The sequence below is a fragment of the Phyllobacterium trifolii genome, from assembly GCF_014192095.1.
GTDB lineage: Bacteria > Pseudomonadota > Alphaproteobacteria > Rhizobiales > Rhizobiaceae > Phyllobacterium > Phyllobacterium trifolii.
Window position 1 is genome coordinate 168,431 of the sequence record NZ_JACHXN010000004.1, and the last position, 14,266, is coordinate 182,696.

Annotated in this window: 14 protein-coding genes and 1 tRNA gene; 7 read left to right on the forward strand and 8 right to left on the reverse strand. The window is 54.8% G+C overall.

The features are described from left to right. Nucleotides 1–351: 351 nt before the first annotated feature. A complete protein-coding gene (locus tag FHS21_RS07880) occupies nucleotides 352–930 on the reverse strand; it encodes a DUF1134 domain-containing protein (RefSeq protein ID WP_112530605.1) in 579 nt (192 codons plus the stop codon). A 319-nt stretch (nucleotides 931–1,249) separates the two neighbouring features. Between FHS21_RS07880 and chpT the strand changes: the two genes are divergently transcribed. Together chpT and FHS21_RS07890 are read left to right on the forward strand one after the other, a co-directional pair. Beyond that, entirely contained in the window at nucleotides 1,250–1,879 is a 630-nt protein-coding gene (chpT, locus tag FHS21_RS07885) for a histidine phosphotransferase ChpT (protein ID WP_112530603.1), read from the forward strand. 118 nt (nucleotides 1,880–1,997) lie between these two features. Next, nucleotides 1,998–2,366: a response regulator gene (locus tag FHS21_RS07890; protein ID WP_112530601.1), complete on the forward strand. Its 369-nt coding sequence runs from the start codon at nucleotides 1,998–2,000 to the stop codon at nucleotides 2,364–2,366. A 103-nt stretch (nucleotides 2,367–2,469) separates the two neighbouring features. On the opposite strand, the gene ctrA is transcribed toward FHS21_RS07890, so the two are convergent. Next, on the reverse strand, nucleotides 2,470–3,171 hold the full coding sequence (gene ctrA, locus FHS21_RS07895; protein WP_112530599.1) for a response regulator transcription factor CtrA: 702 nt from the start codon (nucleotides 3,169–3,171) through the stop codon (nucleotides 2,470–2,472). A gap of 492 nt (nucleotides 3,172–3,663) precedes the next feature. Here ctrA and FHS21_RS07900 point away from each other — a divergent pair, with 492 nt between their 5' ends. Then, entirely contained in the window at nucleotides 3,664–4,050 is a 387-nt protein-coding gene (locus tag FHS21_RS07900) for a flagellar export protein FliJ (RefSeq protein WP_112530597.1), read from the forward strand. 54 nt (nucleotides 4,051–4,104) lie between these two features. Here the strand turns inward: FHS21_RS07900 and FHS21_RS07905 are convergent, their stop codons facing one another. Both FHS21_RS07905 and FHS21_RS07910 read right to left on the reverse strand, forming a co-directional pair. Further along, nucleotides 4,105–4,401, reverse strand: coding sequence for a GNAT family N-acetyltransferase (locus tag FHS21_RS07905; RefSeq protein WP_112530595.1), 297 nt, complete (start codon nucleotides 4,399–4,401; stop codon nucleotides 4,105–4,107). A gap of 51 nt (nucleotides 4,402–4,452) precedes the next feature. Further along, on the reverse strand, nucleotides 4,453–6,564 hold the full coding sequence (locus FHS21_RS07910) for a carboxy terminal-processing peptidase (protein WP_183661580.1): 2,112 nt from the start codon (nucleotides 6,562–6,564) through the stop codon (nucleotides 4,453–4,455). 226 nt (nucleotides 6,565–6,790) lie between these two features. On the opposite strand from FHS21_RS07910, the gene FHS21_RS07915 reads away from it, so the two are divergent. Further along, nucleotides 6,791–7,249, forward strand: coding sequence for a paraquat-inducible protein A (locus FHS21_RS07915; RefSeq protein WP_183661582.1), 459 nt, complete (start codon nucleotides 6,791–6,793; stop codon nucleotides 7,247–7,249). 49 nt (nucleotides 7,250–7,298) lie between these two features. On the opposite strand, the gene sciP is transcribed toward FHS21_RS07915, so the two are convergent. After that, nucleotides 7,299–7,574 (reverse strand): CtrA inhibitor SciP, encoded by a 276-nt coding sequence (sciP, locus tag FHS21_RS07920; protein ID WP_091878079.1) that lies wholly within the window; start codon nucleotides 7,572–7,574, stop codon nucleotides 7,299–7,301. A gap of 449 nt (nucleotides 7,575–8,023) precedes the next feature. On the opposite strand from sciP, the gene mnmA reads away from it, so the two are divergent. Next, nucleotides 8,024–9,211, forward strand: a complete 1,188-nt coding sequence (mnmA, locus tag FHS21_RS07925) for a tRNA 2-thiouridine(34) synthase MnmA (RefSeq protein ID WP_183661584.1) — start codon at nucleotides 8,024–8,026, stop codon at nucleotides 9,209–9,211. Nucleotides 9,212–9,246: 35 nt separating this feature from the next. Here mnmA and FHS21_RS07930 read toward each other — a convergent pair whose 3' ends face one another. Together FHS21_RS07930 and FHS21_RS07935 are read right to left on the reverse strand one after the other, a co-directional pair. After that, nucleotides 9,247–10,371, reverse strand: a complete 1,125-nt coding sequence (locus FHS21_RS07930; protein WP_112530748.1) for a DegT/DnrJ/EryC1/StrS family aminotransferase — start codon at nucleotides 10,369–10,371, stop codon at nucleotides 9,247–9,249. Nucleotides 10,372–10,670: 299 nt separating this feature from the next. Beyond that, nucleotides 10,671–11,630: a Gfo/Idh/MocA family protein gene (locus FHS21_RS07935; RefSeq protein ID WP_183661681.1), complete on the reverse strand. Its 960-nt coding sequence runs from the start codon at nucleotides 11,628–11,630 to the stop codon at nucleotides 10,671–10,673. Nucleotides 11,631–12,033: 403 nt separating this feature from the next. On the opposite strand from FHS21_RS07935, the gene FHS21_RS07940 reads away from it, so the two are divergent. Further along, nucleotides 12,034–12,110, forward strand: a tRNA-Met gene (locus FHS21_RS07940). 334 nt (nucleotides 12,111–12,444) lie between these two features. Here FHS21_RS07940 and FHS21_RS07945 read toward each other — a convergent pair. Further along, a complete protein-coding gene (locus tag FHS21_RS07945) occupies nucleotides 12,445–13,503 on the reverse strand; it encodes a calcium-binding protein (protein ID WP_183661586.1) in 1,059 nt (352 codons plus the stop codon). 396 nt (nucleotides 13,504–13,899) lie between these two features. Between FHS21_RS07945 and FHS21_RS07950 the strand changes: the two genes are divergently transcribed. Beyond that, nucleotides 13,900–14,259 (forward strand): hypothetical protein, encoded by a 360-nt coding sequence (locus FHS21_RS07950; protein ID WP_183661589.1) that lies wholly within the window; start codon nucleotides 13,900–13,902, stop codon nucleotides 14,257–14,259. Nucleotides 14,260–14,266: the final 7 nt, after the last annotated feature.

Below are 14,266 nucleotides of genomic sequence, written 5' to 3' on the forward strand. Positions count from 1 at the left end.
GGTGTACTAGAGCCTTTCGTGCCTAAATAGAAGCAGTTCTGTTTCTTGGATGGCGAGACAATCCACGCGGAAGGTGGCGAGGCCGATGTTTATCCATCGCCCGATGCCGCCTGACAAAGTGGTTGGCCGCCAGCCGGAAACCCGAAGGGCCGGCAAATTCGGGCCAAATCCATCGGGCTTCGGCATCGTCCGATGGAAAGGCATCGGCCTCGCCCAACCCCTTGACCTTGTCCACGAATTCCCTCCGGCAGAACGGTACTATTTAGGCATGCAAGGCTCTACAGTCAGGCCCTGAAACGCAAAGACGCGAACTGAGAAGCTCGCGTCCCAAATGCGATACGGTTTATTTTATCAGAAAGGATTCCACGTCGCCGTCTGGGTAATCTTCAGGTAACCCACATTGACACCCAGACGTGCACCGACGCCCGTCCTGATCGGAACAAGCAGGACTTGATTCCGCTTGAGCACATTGAAACCGACCCCGGCGAAAAGATAGGCGGAACCGGCAACACCAACAAAGCGGCCGTAGAGGTTCTGCACATCATCGAGATTGTAGACGAGCATCATGACGCGCGAACCCTGTCCGCCGAAATCCCAACCGATCGATGGTCCTTGCCAAAAGGTTTTGTGATCCCCGGCATTCTTGGTGTAGAGCGAACCTTCACCGTAGGTCAGGCCGCCGATGAGAGCGCCAGATCCTTCCTCCCCGAGAACATAGCCGTTGGGCAGGCCGTAACTCTGGAAGACTTTTTCGACAGCCGTGGCGAGCCCACCTGAAGTCGATCCGAAGAACCGCTGGCCGGAATTGACGATTTCTTCCATCGTATAGGTTTCTTGCGCACGCGCCGTCTGCGCCTGGGCGACAACGAGTGACACAAGTGTCAAAATGAGGAGAAAGCCGCGGTTCAAAGACAAGAGTAGAGACGCCATCATAATTCCTTTTGGCTGTTCGCTTCTTTGCCTGACGCCTGATGCAAGGATGAGCAGATCTTGCGCCTGCTTTTAAAATCGAATTCATTTTAAGGCGCTAAACCTTGTATAAAAGTTTATGAATCGATCTTGGCATTTCAATGACTTGCAAAGAATGGCAAAAACCTTGAAATTTCAACATTTGCAGGCTCCGGCCAAGACGTTCTTGCCGATCATGATCGAGCTATGTATCCAAATAGGCCAGAAATCGGAGTGATTCGCGTGTTACTGATTCGCGGCGGCCTCTGAACCACCAGCCAATCTTCAGGAGATTTTCCCCATGACATTGCCCGTTATTCTCTCGGCAACGGACCTCGGAGCGCTCCTGAGCAGCCGCATCTGCCACGATATCATTTCACCCGTTGGCGCCATCAACAATGGGTTGGAATTGCTCGAAGAAGGCGGTTCCGATGAAGACGCGATGAGCCTCATCAAATCCAGCGCACGCAGCGCGTCTGCTCGCCTGCAGTTCGCGCGCATTGCTTTCGGCGCCGCCGGTTCCGCCGGGGTCCAGATCGATACGGGTGACGCGCAGAATGTCGCCAATGAATATATGAAGGGCGAAAAAGCCGAATTGAGCTGGGAAGGCACCCGGGTTCTGCTGCCCAAGAACAAGGTGAAGCTCTTGCTCAATCTGGTCCTGATCGCAAATGCAGCCCTGCCTCGCGGTGGCACATTGTCTGTCGCGCTGCAAACCCCGGAAACACAGCCGCGTTTTGTCCTGACATCACGTGGTCCAATGCTGCGCGTACCACCGAAATTCCTTGAACTGCACAGCGGCAAGGTTCCCGAAGAGCCGATCGATGCCCACGGCGTTCAACCTTACTATACGTTGCTGCTGGCCCAGGAAGCCGGCATGACCATCTCGATCCATGCCAGCCCCGAAGAGATTGTCTTCACCGCGGCATAGCCCATCGCGCAAGTTGTCCTAAAAATTTACCATCAACCTTGGGTATTTATTCACCCAACGGCTGGTAGTCTTGGTCATGGGGACAAACGCAACTCGGCTTTTGCGGGGAGTTTTTCAATTGCTACGCTGCATGATTGTGGATGGATCTCCTGTAGTCAGGAAGGTTGCACGGAGGCTCATCGCCAACGAAACGACCGTCGTGACGACCGCCGATACCGGCTATCAGACGATTGCCGCGTGTAGCGTTGAAATGCCCGACATCATCATCCTCGACGACGCGCTATCCGACATGCCAGCGCCGGAGATCATCAGTCAGGTGCGTGCCTTGCCGGGCGGTGAGAACAGCAAGATCTATCTTTGCCTGCCTGAGGTTGACCTAAGCCGGATCATGCGGGCAAAACGTGCTGGTGCAGCCGGATATCTGCTGAAACCATTCAATCGCGTTTCGATCACCGAAATCTTGCCGCCGGTGCCGGTCGAGGGCTGATAGCAACATTGTTGCGACGGCTTCTAGTCGAGCTTGAATCTTACGACAAAATAAAAAAGCTCCGTTCACACGGAGCCTTTTCGTTTCTCGATGTTGTCCTGGATCAGGCGATTTCACGCAGATCCGACGCATCCGGCTCACGCAGCACGTAGCCGCGGCCCCAGACCGTTTCGATATAGTTGATACCGCCGGATGCATTGTCGAGCTTCTTGCGCAGCTTGCAGATGAAGACATCGATGATCTTGAGTTCTGGCTCGTCCATACCGCCGTAGAGGTGGTTGAGGAACATTTCCTTGGTGAGCGTCGTACCCTTGCGGAGCGAAAGCAGCTCCAGCATCTGATATTCCTTGCCCGTCAGGTGAACGCGCTGGCCGGTGACTTCCACCGTCTTGGCATCCAGATTGACGATAAGGTCGCCGGTGGTGATGACCGACTGGGCATGACCCTTGGAACGGCGCACGATCGCATGGATACGGGCAACCAGTTCGTCCTTATGGAAGGGCTTGGTCATATAGTCGTCCGCGCCGAAACCGAGGCCACGAACCTTGTCCTCGATGCCGGCCATGCCGGAAAGGATCAGGATCGGTGTTTTCACCTTCGACAGACGCAGGGTCCTCAGGACTTCATAACCGGACATGTCCGGCAGGTTGAGGTCGAGGAGGATGATATCGTAGTCGTAGAGCTTGCCGAGATCGACACCCTCTTCGCCCAGATCCGTCGTATAAACATTGAAGCTTTCCGACTTGAGCATCAGTTCGATGCTCTGGGCCGTTGCACTATCGTCTTCGATTAAAAGAACCCGCATATCATTCCCCTTTTCCCGCCGCTGAAATGGGTTGCCCAAGAAACCTCGATCAGGGCAATCCCGAAGTCAGGTCGCGAAACAAGCCGTTTCCATAACGTTAAGATTGCCACCGAATGGTTAACAAAATCTAATTCCGCTTTGCAAGTGTCTTTGACTCTTGAATTAAAAATCATTGGCACCGCATTGATTCATAAGGTCAACTTACCGGTCAAAAATCATAAGGCGCAGCATCAGGTTCTGGCCTTAAGCGATTCATTCGACTCAATAAAATCGCCGTCTAAAAACTTGCCGCACTGATTTACAGAGCTTTAAGTCTTAAGGCGTATGATTAATGCTGAACGTAAAGGAAAGGTTACCAGACAGGGCAACCTTTAAGTTTTTGTTTCATTTTTCCGAAGTGATTCGGGGTGAAACGGCGCCGGATGATCGATCGCCAGCGTTTTGGCAGGATCAGAGTACTGGCTTTTGGCAGGTGTTGAGGGGGTAGTGAGTATGAAGTCGCATGAAGGTTTGGTTCGGCTGAAGCTCTTTCAGGTCAAGGAAAAGCGCCGTCAACTCGGCCAGCTTGATTTGATGATGGGCGAGTTCGAACGCATGGCTGCCGAATTGGACGCGCAGATACTATCCGAGGAAAAAAAGGCCGGCATCACCGACACCACGCATTTTGCCTATCCGACTTTTGCCAAGGCCGCCCGTCAGCGCCGCGACAATCTGTTTGATTCAATTCGCGACCTGAAGACCCAGAAGGATGATGCCGAAGCGGCTCTTACCGAATCGGAAGCAGAACTTGCCAAAGCTGAGGCACTTGAGCAGCGCGATGGCAAGCCGCGTGATATCGAAGACATTCCTGTCACCGACAAGCGGGCAATGATCGGATAGTCAGAAGACTTTTTGAGAAATCAGCTCCTGTGGGCATAGAGTTCCCAAAAGGCCTTATCTCTGCTGAACGACGTCCGCCCACTCCTCGTGCCTGAGCGATTGAGCGCGCATGAATGGGCAAAGCGGAATGATCTTCCATCCGCCCGCCCGTGCATCTTCTACCGCATGCAACGCCAGGGCCTGCCCCACACCTTGGCCACGTAACGCATCCGGCACTGCCGTATGATCGATGATGATCAGATGCGGGCTGGCGCGTGAAAAAGCCATCTCGGCCTCGTGTCCCGATACCACCGCCACATAGCGTCCGCCGCTGCCCGTTTCCTGTTTATCGATACTGATTTGATCTGCCATGCTGCACCATTCGTCATGTTTAGAGCCAGCACTCAACGCTGGCACCAATAATCAATTGTTCTTTGCCGATTTTACTTTGGTAAGGTCTGCGGCATCGCTGAGAATATGCACCGTCTCATCCAAGAGAACGTCCTTTGCATCCTTCAGCGCCTTTTCGCTCGCTATGTCTGCGCTCAAGCTGCGCTCATTGGCCTGCAGTCCGTCTTCCTGAAATACAAGATCTGCCTGTGACACGGAACCCTTGCCGTCTGCTGCCTCGCGCGCCTTCAGGCGGTTGACCTGACGCTCCCTCTCGGCACGCCGTTCGGTTTCGTTGAGTGAGATAATCCGCTTGTTGCGCAAATCATCGAGCTCATTCACGTCTTCAACGAGATCCTTGAAATCCTTGTCCGTTTTGGCGCGGGCGTCGTGACGACTCTGCAGCTCCGGCAGAACCGTTTTGATATCACCAAGGGGTTTGTAGTTCGCAGGTTTGATCTGCAGCCATGGCAGCGCATTGTCATAGCTCGACTCCCCCAGTTTCTCTTCGTCTGAGAATCCCGGCAGGACGATATCCGGCGTCACTCCGCGAAGCTGGGTGGTGCCGCCATTGATGCGGAAGAACTGCGCGACAGTCATTTTCAGCTCGCCGAATTCCGGCTTTGGATTGCGTGCTTCCTCGTCCAGATCGACCACTGTTTGCACAGTGCCCTTGCCGAAACTCGGTTCGCCAATAATGACGCCCCGGCCATAGTCTTGTATTGCAGCAGCGAAAATCTCAGAAGCCGAAGCGGAACCACGATTGATGAGCACAGCAAGCGGTCCCGTCCAGAGGGCCGTTGCGCGCTTATTGCCATTTACCCTGATCTCGCCATCTCCGTTGCGCTGCTGCAGAACTGGTCCTTTGCCTACGAAAAAGCCGGTCAGTTCGATTGCTTGCGGCAAAGAACCTCCGCCATTGTTGCGTAGATCGATGACGACGCCGTCTACCTTTTCTTTTTCGAGTTCCGCCAACAGTTTGGCGACATCGCGGCTTGCGCTCCGGTAGTCCTTGTCACCGCGCCGCCGCGCATCGAAATCTTCATAGAACGTGGGTAACGAGATCACGCCGATTTTGCGCGAGATATCGCCGTCCTTGACGATCTGAACGCTTTTTTTGGCCGCCTGCTTGTCCAGACTGATATTGTCTCGCACCAGGGTGACGAGGCGATGCTTGCCGTCAAGTCCCGCATCGGATGGCAAGATATCCAGCCGTACGACAGTATCCTTCTCGCCGCGTATCAGCTTTACGACTTCGTTAACGCGGGTGCCAACAACGTCCACCAGCGTGCCATCCTTGCCCTGGGCAACGCCGACAATTCTGTCGCCCACCGCCAGCTGGCCGGACAGCTGAGCCGGCCCCCCCGGCACCAGCTCGCGTATGGTCGTATATTCGTCGCGCTCCTGCAGTACGGCGCCGATGCCGACGAGCGAGAGTTTCATCGAAATGTCGAAATCCGATGCCGCAGCAACACCCAGATAGTCGGTATGGGGTTCGATCGAGTTCGTGTAAGCGGTCATGAATGTCTGAAAGACATCGTCACTCTTGTACTTGTAGGCCCGGGCCAGTGAGTTTCCATACCGCTTGCCAAGTGTTTCGCGTATCGTCGCCTCAGGCGTACCCGCCAGTTTCAGGCGCAGCCAATCGTTTTTCACGCGCTTGCGCCAGAGGTCCTGGCTCTCCGCCGTTGTTTTCGGCCAAGGCTCCTTGTCGCGGATGAGCGTGAACTCTTCGTTCTTACTGAAATCGAAACCAGTCTTGAGCAATTCACGCGCGTATGTAAGGCGCTCGACATAGCGCTGCTCGTAAACGTTGAAGATAGCGAACGGAATGCTCAGATCGTCGCTAAAGATGGCATCATCGATTTTGTCCCGGTTGGTCATGAATTGATCAATATCGGACTGAAGGAAAAAGAAGCGCTCCGGGTCGAGTAATTCTATGTACCGGTTCATTATTTTTTCAGACAAGGCGTCGTCCAGCGGCACCTTCTTGTAGTGGTAGTATGTCAGCACCTGCGCGCTCAAATGCGCAGCCTTGGCCTGCTCCTCCTCTGGAGCGAGCGGTGGCGGGGAGCCGGCCTCCAGCGCCTGGGCCGAGGAAACAAAGGCCAGGAAAACAAGCAGCAGTCCGAATTTTGTACGCATAAGGTGCATCAATCCAATGTTCGATCAAATCATCAAGAATCTAAATACTCTTGGTTACGGCCATCAGTTCGCCGGTACTATGTACCCTAACTATGGAGACCAGTCATGGGAAGCGTCAATCGGGTACAAGCGAATGTGATCCGGTGTGTCTTGTCGTCGCCCATGCTTGACGGGTGCCATGCATTTCCTTCATGCGTAACTGGGTTAGCCTTGGTTCGGGATCAGCATGTCGGCAAGATCGTTCATTCCCATCTTTCTCTTCATCGCCACGTTTTCGCTGGCACTGGGGATGACCATGCCGTTGATGAATGTCAGCAGGCTGTATTTCTTCGACGAGAACCCTTCGCTCCTGGGCATAATTCGATCGCTCTGGACGGGCGGCGACTGGTTGCTGGCGTCTGTCGTCGGGCTCTTTTCGGTCATTCTTCCAGTCACAAAGCTCGCCGTCGCACAATTGGCGGCAGCTCGAGTACCCGCTGCCGCTCATGTTCTGCACCGATGGATCGGCTTCTTGTCAAAATGGTCGATGCTGGACGTATTGCTGGTCGCTCTGGTGATTTTCGGCGCAAAGACGAGCGGGCTTGCCACGGCCATCGCCCAGCCGGGACTCTGGTTCTTCACCGCATCGGCAATTCTGTCGGCACTGGCAACGCACTTGATCGTGCGTGAAGAAACGATTGCATAAGCGAAGGGGCTGGCCTCGCGGCCAGCCCCTTCTATTCATGCACCATCATCTAATGACGATATTGCTGTATCCGGGTCGTTCTGAGACCAGCCAGCCCATGATCGGAGATCGAGGACTGCCAGGACAGGAACTCTTCCACCGTCAAAGTATAGCGATGGCAAGCCTCCTCAAGACTAAGAAGACCACCGCGCACAGCGGCAACCACCTCAGCCTTGCGGCGAATAACCCAACGCCGCGTGTTCGCGGGTGGAAGATCGGCGATGGTCAGCGGGCTGCCATCCGGGCCGATTACGTATTTTACTCTCGGTCGAACAAGATCGGTCATTGTACTCTCTACACTAAACTTCAAGACCTATCGCACCTGACATTACAGTCAGGGCTTTAATAATTGCCTAAACCTCGAGTCATTCTCTGGTAACTTCGGTTAATGGATCGGTCGTATTTTCGTTAAACTTTGGCCTAACTTCCAGAATTTTCGGGTTTTGACACGACCGTTACGCAAAAATCTTGTCTCAAGAAAAATTTCTCCCAAGCCACTTCTCAGAGATCGTTTGGAAAGTCGCTGCGGCGAGGCATATGATGCGGTTTTTGGGGTCGCCCTTGCGACGAGCGCAGCGTACTATTGTACGAGAGCACCGGAAGCGCAGAAAATCGCGTCAGATGGCCGTCGCAGTAGAGTTTCAAACGGTCTCTTATTGGCAAGTCCGGGTCGATGCCCTATATAGATCCGACAAAGCGCTGCGCTTATATGCCGCGACGAAAACGGATCCGCTTATGACACTGAATAATCTCGATCTGCCGGGAAGACCGGAAGACACTCGTATCGTCGTTGCCATGTCTGGCGGCGTGGATTCTTCTGTTGTGGCAGGCATCCTCAAACGCCAGGGCTATGATGTTGTTGGTGTCACCTTGCAGCTCTATGATCATGGCGCATCGACCCATCGGGCCGGTTCCTGCTGCGCCGGTCAGGATATCGAGGACGCGCGCCGCGTGTCGGAGCGCCTTGGCATTCCGCACTATGTACTCGACTACGAAGCACGCTTCCGCGAAGCCGTGATCGATCCCTTTGCCGCGAGCTATGTCAGCGGCGAGACACCGATCCCCTGCGTTTCCTGCAACCAGACCGTAAAATTCGCGGATCTGCTGCAGACCGCCCGCGATCTTGGCGCTGACGCCTTGGCGACTGGTCACTATATTCGCAGCAGTGCAAACGGAGCGCATCGTGCCCTGTTCCGTCCTGTCGATACCGACAAGGACCAGAGCTATTTCCTTTTTGCCACCACGCAGGAACAGATCGATTATCTGCGCTTCCCGCTCGGTGGTCTGACGAAACCGGAAACCCGTGCTATCGCCGAGGAGCTTGGCCTTACTGTCGCAAACAAACAGGACAGCCAGGACATCTGCTTCGTACCGCAGGGCAAATACTCGGACATCATTTCGAAACTGAAGCCGGAAGCGGCCAATCCCGGCGATATCGTCCATATCGATGGACGCGTCCTCGGCCGTCATGAAGGCATTGTGCACTACACAATCGGCCAGCGCCGCGGCATTGGCGTCGCCACCGGCGATCCGCTCTATGTCGTCCATCTCGATGCGGCCAATGCCCGTGTCATAGTCGGCCCACGCGAAGCGCTTGAAACCCGTAAGGTTTTCCTGCGCAACGTTAACTGGCTGGGTGACGACGCATTGGAAGATATTCCGGCAGGCGGCGTCGAGGTCTACGCCAAGGTTCGCTCCACACGCCCGCCGCGCCCGGCCGTCCTGCATCATCAGGCAGGCGAGACATGGGTCGAACTCGTCGATGGCGAGAGCGGTATCGCACCTGGTCAGGCCTGCGTGCTTTATTCAGACGACAGCAATACTGCCCGCGTCTTCGGCGGCGGCTTCATTGGCCGCTCCGAACGCGCCCCGCAGGCGGAAGCCATGCTGAAGCGCCTCGCCCAGCAAGGCCAGCACGCCTGATCAGATCAGTTCGATGTTGAAGGAAATGGGGGCCGTCAGGCCCCTTTTTCATGGAACTCGCGGATCGTGCCGATAATCCGGTCCTGGTCATCAGTGCTCAGATATGGATGCATGGGCAGGCACAGAATGTTCTTCGGCAATGTTTCTGAAACCGGCAAACCGCCCGGCGCGCGCATATAATGCGCATAAGCTTCCTGCAGATGCAGCGGCTTCACATAATAAATCACCGACGGAATGCCATTTGCCTGCAGGTGCGCCTTCAATACATCGCGATTCTTCGTCTCGATCGCATATTGGGCCCAGGCCGAGCGCGAACCTTCCGGCATCAATGCCACTTTGACGACATCCTTGAGGCCATTGGCATAGCGCCTGGCTATCACCTGCCGCGCTTCCATCTCGTCTTCGAGAATGGCGAGCTTTTCGATAAGTATTGCCGCCTGGATAGTATCGAGGCGCGAATTCAGGCCGATGCGCACATTGTCATATTGCGTTTCGCCCTTGCCGTGGAACAACACCGAACGCAGCAAATCAGCGAACGCCGCATCATTGGTGAACATGGCACCGCCATCGCCATAGCAGCCGAGCGGCTTGGCGGGATAGAAACTCGTCGCTCCCACATCGCCGAAGGCACCACACATGGCATTATCGCGCTTGCCACCGATAGATTGTGCCGCATCCTCGATGACGAAAAGGCTCTCGCGGGCCGCCACTGCAGACAGCGACGTATAGTCGGCGGCCAGCCCAAACAGATCGACGGGAATGATCGCTTTCGGCGCAAGTCGGCCTTCCGCGCGCACAGCGTCAATAGCGGCTTCGAGCTGCTTCACATCGATGTTGTAGGTGTCGGGATCGACATCGACAAAAACCGGCTCTGCGCCGGCCAAGGCCACCACTTCGGCAGTTGCTGCAAAGGTGAAACTCGGACAGAACACCGCATCGCCGGGACCGATCCCCTTGGCCATCAGCGGAATAAGCAGCGCGTCCGTGCCATTGGCGCAGGCGACAACGTGCTCGACACCGATATATTCGGCCAGACGTTTTTCAAACTCGGCAACTTCCGGCCCGAGAATGTATTTACCCTCACGCACAACCTTGGCGATTGCCGCGTCGAGTTTGCCGCTAATCCGTTCACGCTGCGCGCCGAGATCGATGAACTGCATCATTGCTCCATTATCAATGTCTCCGCGAATCTGCGCCGGGGAAACTGTTCGGCTACTCTATAGAAGGGCGGAGGGAGGTTCGCGAGAGTGCGCCATTTCAAAGTTTGTGCGGCCTTGTAACAACGCTTTACGTCGAGAGCAATGCGATTGCATATCGTTAATGCGTGGTTCGACAAGCTCACCATGAGGGAGGTGTGTGTGTTGCAAAGATAATCACCACCGTTGCGAAACGTGGCTCCCTGCAATCAACCCACCTCCCTCATGGTGAGCTTGTCGAACCACGCACGATCTTGATGCTGTCAGCTTTTATTATGCGCCACAGTTCCCGCGGTCAAAATCCGCAAGACGCGGATGGCTTCCTCGCCGTCCGTTTTCGGTTGCTTGCGCGTCTGGATGCTCTCGATAAAATTCTGGCACTCGCGCGTCAGCGGCATGCCCTGTGCAACCTTGACATATGTCGGCTCTTCCGTCGTCGAGGCCCACTGGCCGTCATCCTGCCAGATCGAATGCTTGTAGACGGCAAGCTTCTTGTCCCATTGCTCCATGTCGTCGAACACCGCCATCGCTTTGGTACCGACCACGGTCAGGCGGCGTTCGCGATAAGGGTTGAGCCGCGAGGCAAACAAATGACCGCGTACATTATCCGGAAAACGCAAATGCAGATGTGCGAAATCGCTTAAGTGGTCCAGCACGGCGGCACCCTCACCGCGCACCTCCAGCGGCTCGGTTTCCGTGATCGCCAGGATCATCGACAGGTCGTGCGGCGCGAGATCCCACAGCGCATCGTTCTCGGTATGGAACTTCCCGAGACCAAGCCGGTGCGAGTGGATATAGCGCACCTTGCCGAGATCGCCGGCCTTGATAAGATCGAGCAGCTTCTCGAACGCAGGATGAAACCGCAAAACGTGGCCGACCATGAAGATGCGGCCGTTGTCATGCGCCGCCTTCACGGCAGCTTCCGCGTCCGGTACCGTCAGGGCGATCGGTTTCTCGACCAGCACATCCTTGCCATTGGTGACGGCACGAATAGCCGCTTCCGCATGGAACTGCGGCGGCAGGGCCATGACGATGGCGTCGACATCCGGATGGGTGAAAAGGTCCTCGACCTCTATGTGCAAAACGTCCTGCTCGGCGGCAAAGCCGGCAGCACGATCGCTGTTCTGGTCGGAGACGGCATAAAGAGCGCCGAGGCTCTTCAATGTACGGATATGGTTGCTCCCCCAGTAACCGCAACCCAGCACTGCAATCCGTGGAGCCATCTTTTCAGCCTTGTTCATGTCGGCATCCAATATCCGTACGACGAAAAGATGACAAGTGCTGGAAGGCGTACTTCCGAGGGAATCGCCTTTCAACGTTGCATTGCTGCTGTGCGTGGTTCGACAAGCTCACCATGAGGGAGGCGAGCTGGTTGCAGAATGATCCCCAAGGTCGCAGCCGTGCTCTCTGCAATCTCCTTCTTCCCTCATGGTGAGCTTGTCGAACCACGCACAGCAGCAATGCAACCCGATGTGGTCGTTTACCGTATTCGCTGCAATTGCTCCACAAGATTGCTTGACAGCTTGTTGCCACCCCCATATATCCCGCCCCGTCCCTGTCGATTTGACAGCGCGGCCTCCCGGTTCCTTTTGCAGGCAAACCATCTATGGGCCGCGAGACATATGGGGCGAAGTAGCTCAGTAGGTTAGAGCAGAGGAATCATAATCCTTGTGTCGGGGGTTCGAATCCCTCCTTCGCTACCATTTTCCCATCGATAACTGTAGCTTTTCGCGACTTCTAATTTTTTGACAGCAGTATGGTCGACCAATTCAAGCCCGAAGGCTTGATAGAACGATGGAAGCACCCACCGATGAAAATTGTAGAGCAATCCAGGGCAGTATGAAATTGTTTTGCCGATTGGATTTGCTTAAAAACAGATGTTGAGGCGCTGCAATCGCCGCCCTTATATTTTTGATGCTGAAGGTTCAGTATGCGATCAATTGAGCCGCTCACATTCCGATGCTGATTTGTCAGAGAAGCGTCGAGACCCGGCTAACAGGCCTCAACGCAAGCTTTGACTACTACCTGCTAGCTCGTTCAAAGAATAAAGTCACTCAAACCCACTAGGTCTGACGAGTTGTGCCCGAATGTAATTCGGACGTCCACTTGACCATCACCATTTGTGTCTGCAATCAGTGAACCTAAATTGTGTGCTCCACGCCCAACGAACACCAATTCACCGATAAGCGGTTGATAGCCGCTCTGGAACTCCGTAACGACAAATGACGTAAACGTCTGCTTACCAGCTTGGTTTACGTCGGCATCAATAGCGGAGAGGTCAATTTTATCGAATTCGTCGGGGGCACCCGTATAGTGGAAATCATCTATGTTGATTGATCGAGTATCGCTCCCAAAAATAAAGACGTCGTCGCCGTATGCGCCGGGCAACTCCCCTCCTCCATACATGGTGGTCGATCCAGCGCCGGCGATAATTCTATCATTCCCAAGACCACCGTCGAGGATGTTTATTCCGGCGCCGCCAATCAACGTATCATCGCCACCCATACCCTTAAGTACGTTGTTGCCGCCAAGGCCGATGAGGATGTTGTTACCGGCATTGCCGGTGATCGTGTCATTCAGGTTGGTGCCGACAACATTCTCGAAGCCGCCGAGGATGACATCGGCTCCGGCACCACTATTACCGGCACTGAATGAAGCGCCGCCACTGGCGCTGAGCGTCAGCGTGATGCCGGCTCCCGTGGTTGCTGTCGACGATGCGTAGCTTACCGTGTCCATTCCTGCGCCACCGGTCAATCTGTCGGCACCGCCACCACCATCGATATAATCATTGCCGTTGTCGCCGTTGATGGTGTTGATGCCGGCCCCGCCATAAATCTGGTCGCTGCCGTCGCCGCCATCGAAGCGGCTTGCAACACCAAAGCCACGGCCGTCGATGAAATCATTGCCACTCAAACCGTTGACCCTGAGATTCAGATTGATACCAGCGGACAACGTGATCTCGTCATTCCCGCTGTTTGGAACCCTGGGATCGAATTCGGTGCCATTGATAACAGGCAGCAGCGGATTAATGTTCAGGTGTGACCACGTTCCGTTGTAAATGCCTAGAAGTGAAAATAATGCGGGATCCAATGCCATGATCATACACTCCCCTTCGGGCTGCACGAGCCGGTATCTCCCCCGAGGCCTGCTACCCTGCAGCCAACGCGAAATAGCCTACGCCTTTATGATGAGAACACAACCAGACCCTAGCGAAGAATACTTAATCAAAACGGATTAGATGGGCGAAATCGCGGCACTGCTTCTCTAGGCGTTTCAGTTCATCATCCGGCCACGGGCAGCTTTTTTCTGGATTGATCCTTGCCCTCGCAGCCTCATCTCTGTTTAAGGGAAGATGTTTGGGCGGCGTATGCAACATTGTTTAGGCATTCTGGGCGATTACTGGAATTAGACTGATCAAAAGAGCTATCGGGCTGTAAAAATCCAGCTAGACTTTGCCACTCGCTTGCTTCAATACTATCGCAGCGAGGGACGATGACTAAAACTTCTGGGATCCTTAATGATGCTGGAGCCGCACTCATGGTGCTGGCATCGCTTGGCGGCCTCGTCGTTTCGATCTTCAACTACTTCAATCCCGATAGCGGTATCGCCGGTGAGCCAGGAACGCTTCTGGTGATTGCGTCCACCATTCTGCTGGCCCTGTTCGGTCTGGCGCTTGCCAAGTTGAACGCTGGCTTCCTCCGGTCGTTCTTCATTGTCTCTTCTATCCTCAATATCGCCGGCACATCCTTCGCCGGATATCTCCTGCATAGTCAAACACTTGTGATCCTTATGCTCGTCAGCCTTCTTGGCTGGATTCTTCACGTGTTCAGACGGCGTCGCGCGTTTGCCTGAACCAAGC

What these genes read in the sequence shown, in the direction of transcription:
- FHS21_RS07880 (WP_112530605.1), bottom strand. Translation starts at nt 930, where the DNA reads ATGGCGTCTCTACTCTTGTCTTTGAACCGCGGCTTTCTCCTCATTTTG.
- chpT (WP_112530603.1), top strand. Translation starts at nt 1,250, where the DNA reads ATGACATTGCCCGTTATTCTCTCGGCAACGGACCTCGGAGCGCTCCTG.
- ctrA (WP_112530599.1), bottom strand. Translation starts at nt 3,171, where the DNA reads ATGCGGGTTCTTTTAATCGAAGACGATAGTGCAACGGCCCAGAGCATC.
- FHS21_RS07900 (WP_112530597.1), top strand. Translation starts at nt 3,664, where the DNA reads ATGAAGTCGCATGAAGGTTTGGTTCGGCTGAAGCTCTTTCAGGTCAAG.
- FHS21_RS07905 (WP_112530595.1), bottom strand. Translation starts at nt 4,401, where the DNA reads ATGGCAGATCAAATCAGTATCGATAAACAGGAAACGGGCAGCGGCGGA.
- FHS21_RS07910 (WP_183661580.1), bottom strand. Translation starts at nt 6,564, where the DNA reads ATGCGTACAAAATTCGGACTGCTGCTTGTTTTCCTGGCCTTTGTTTCC.
- FHS21_RS07915 (WP_183661582.1), top strand. Translation starts at nt 6,791, where the DNA reads ATGTCGGCAAGATCGTTCATTCCCATCTTTCTCTTCATCGCCACGTTT.
- sciP (WP_091878079.1), bottom strand. Translation starts at nt 7,574, where the DNA reads ATGACCGATCTTGTTCGACCGAGAGTAAAATACGTAATCGGCCCGGAT.
- mnmA (WP_183661584.1), top strand. Translation starts at nt 8,024, where the DNA reads ATGACACTGAATAATCTCGATCTGCCGGGAAGACCGGAAGACACTCGT.
- FHS21_RS07930 (WP_112530748.1), bottom strand. Translation starts at nt 10,371, where the DNA reads ATGCAGTTCATCGATCTCGGCGCGCAGCGTGAACGGATTAGCGGCAAA.
- FHS21_RS07935 (WP_183661681.1), bottom strand. Translation starts at nt 11,630, where the DNA reads ATGGCTCCACGGATTGCAGTGCTGGGTTGCGGTTACTGGGGGAGCAAC.
- FHS21_RS07945 (WP_183661586.1), bottom strand. Translation starts at nt 13,503, where the DNA reads ATGGCATTGGATCCCGCATTATTTTCACTTCTAGGCATTTACAACGGA.
- FHS21_RS07950 (WP_183661589.1), top strand. Translation starts at nt 13,900, where the DNA reads ATGACTAAAACTTCTGGGATCCTTAATGATGCTGGAGCCGCACTCATG.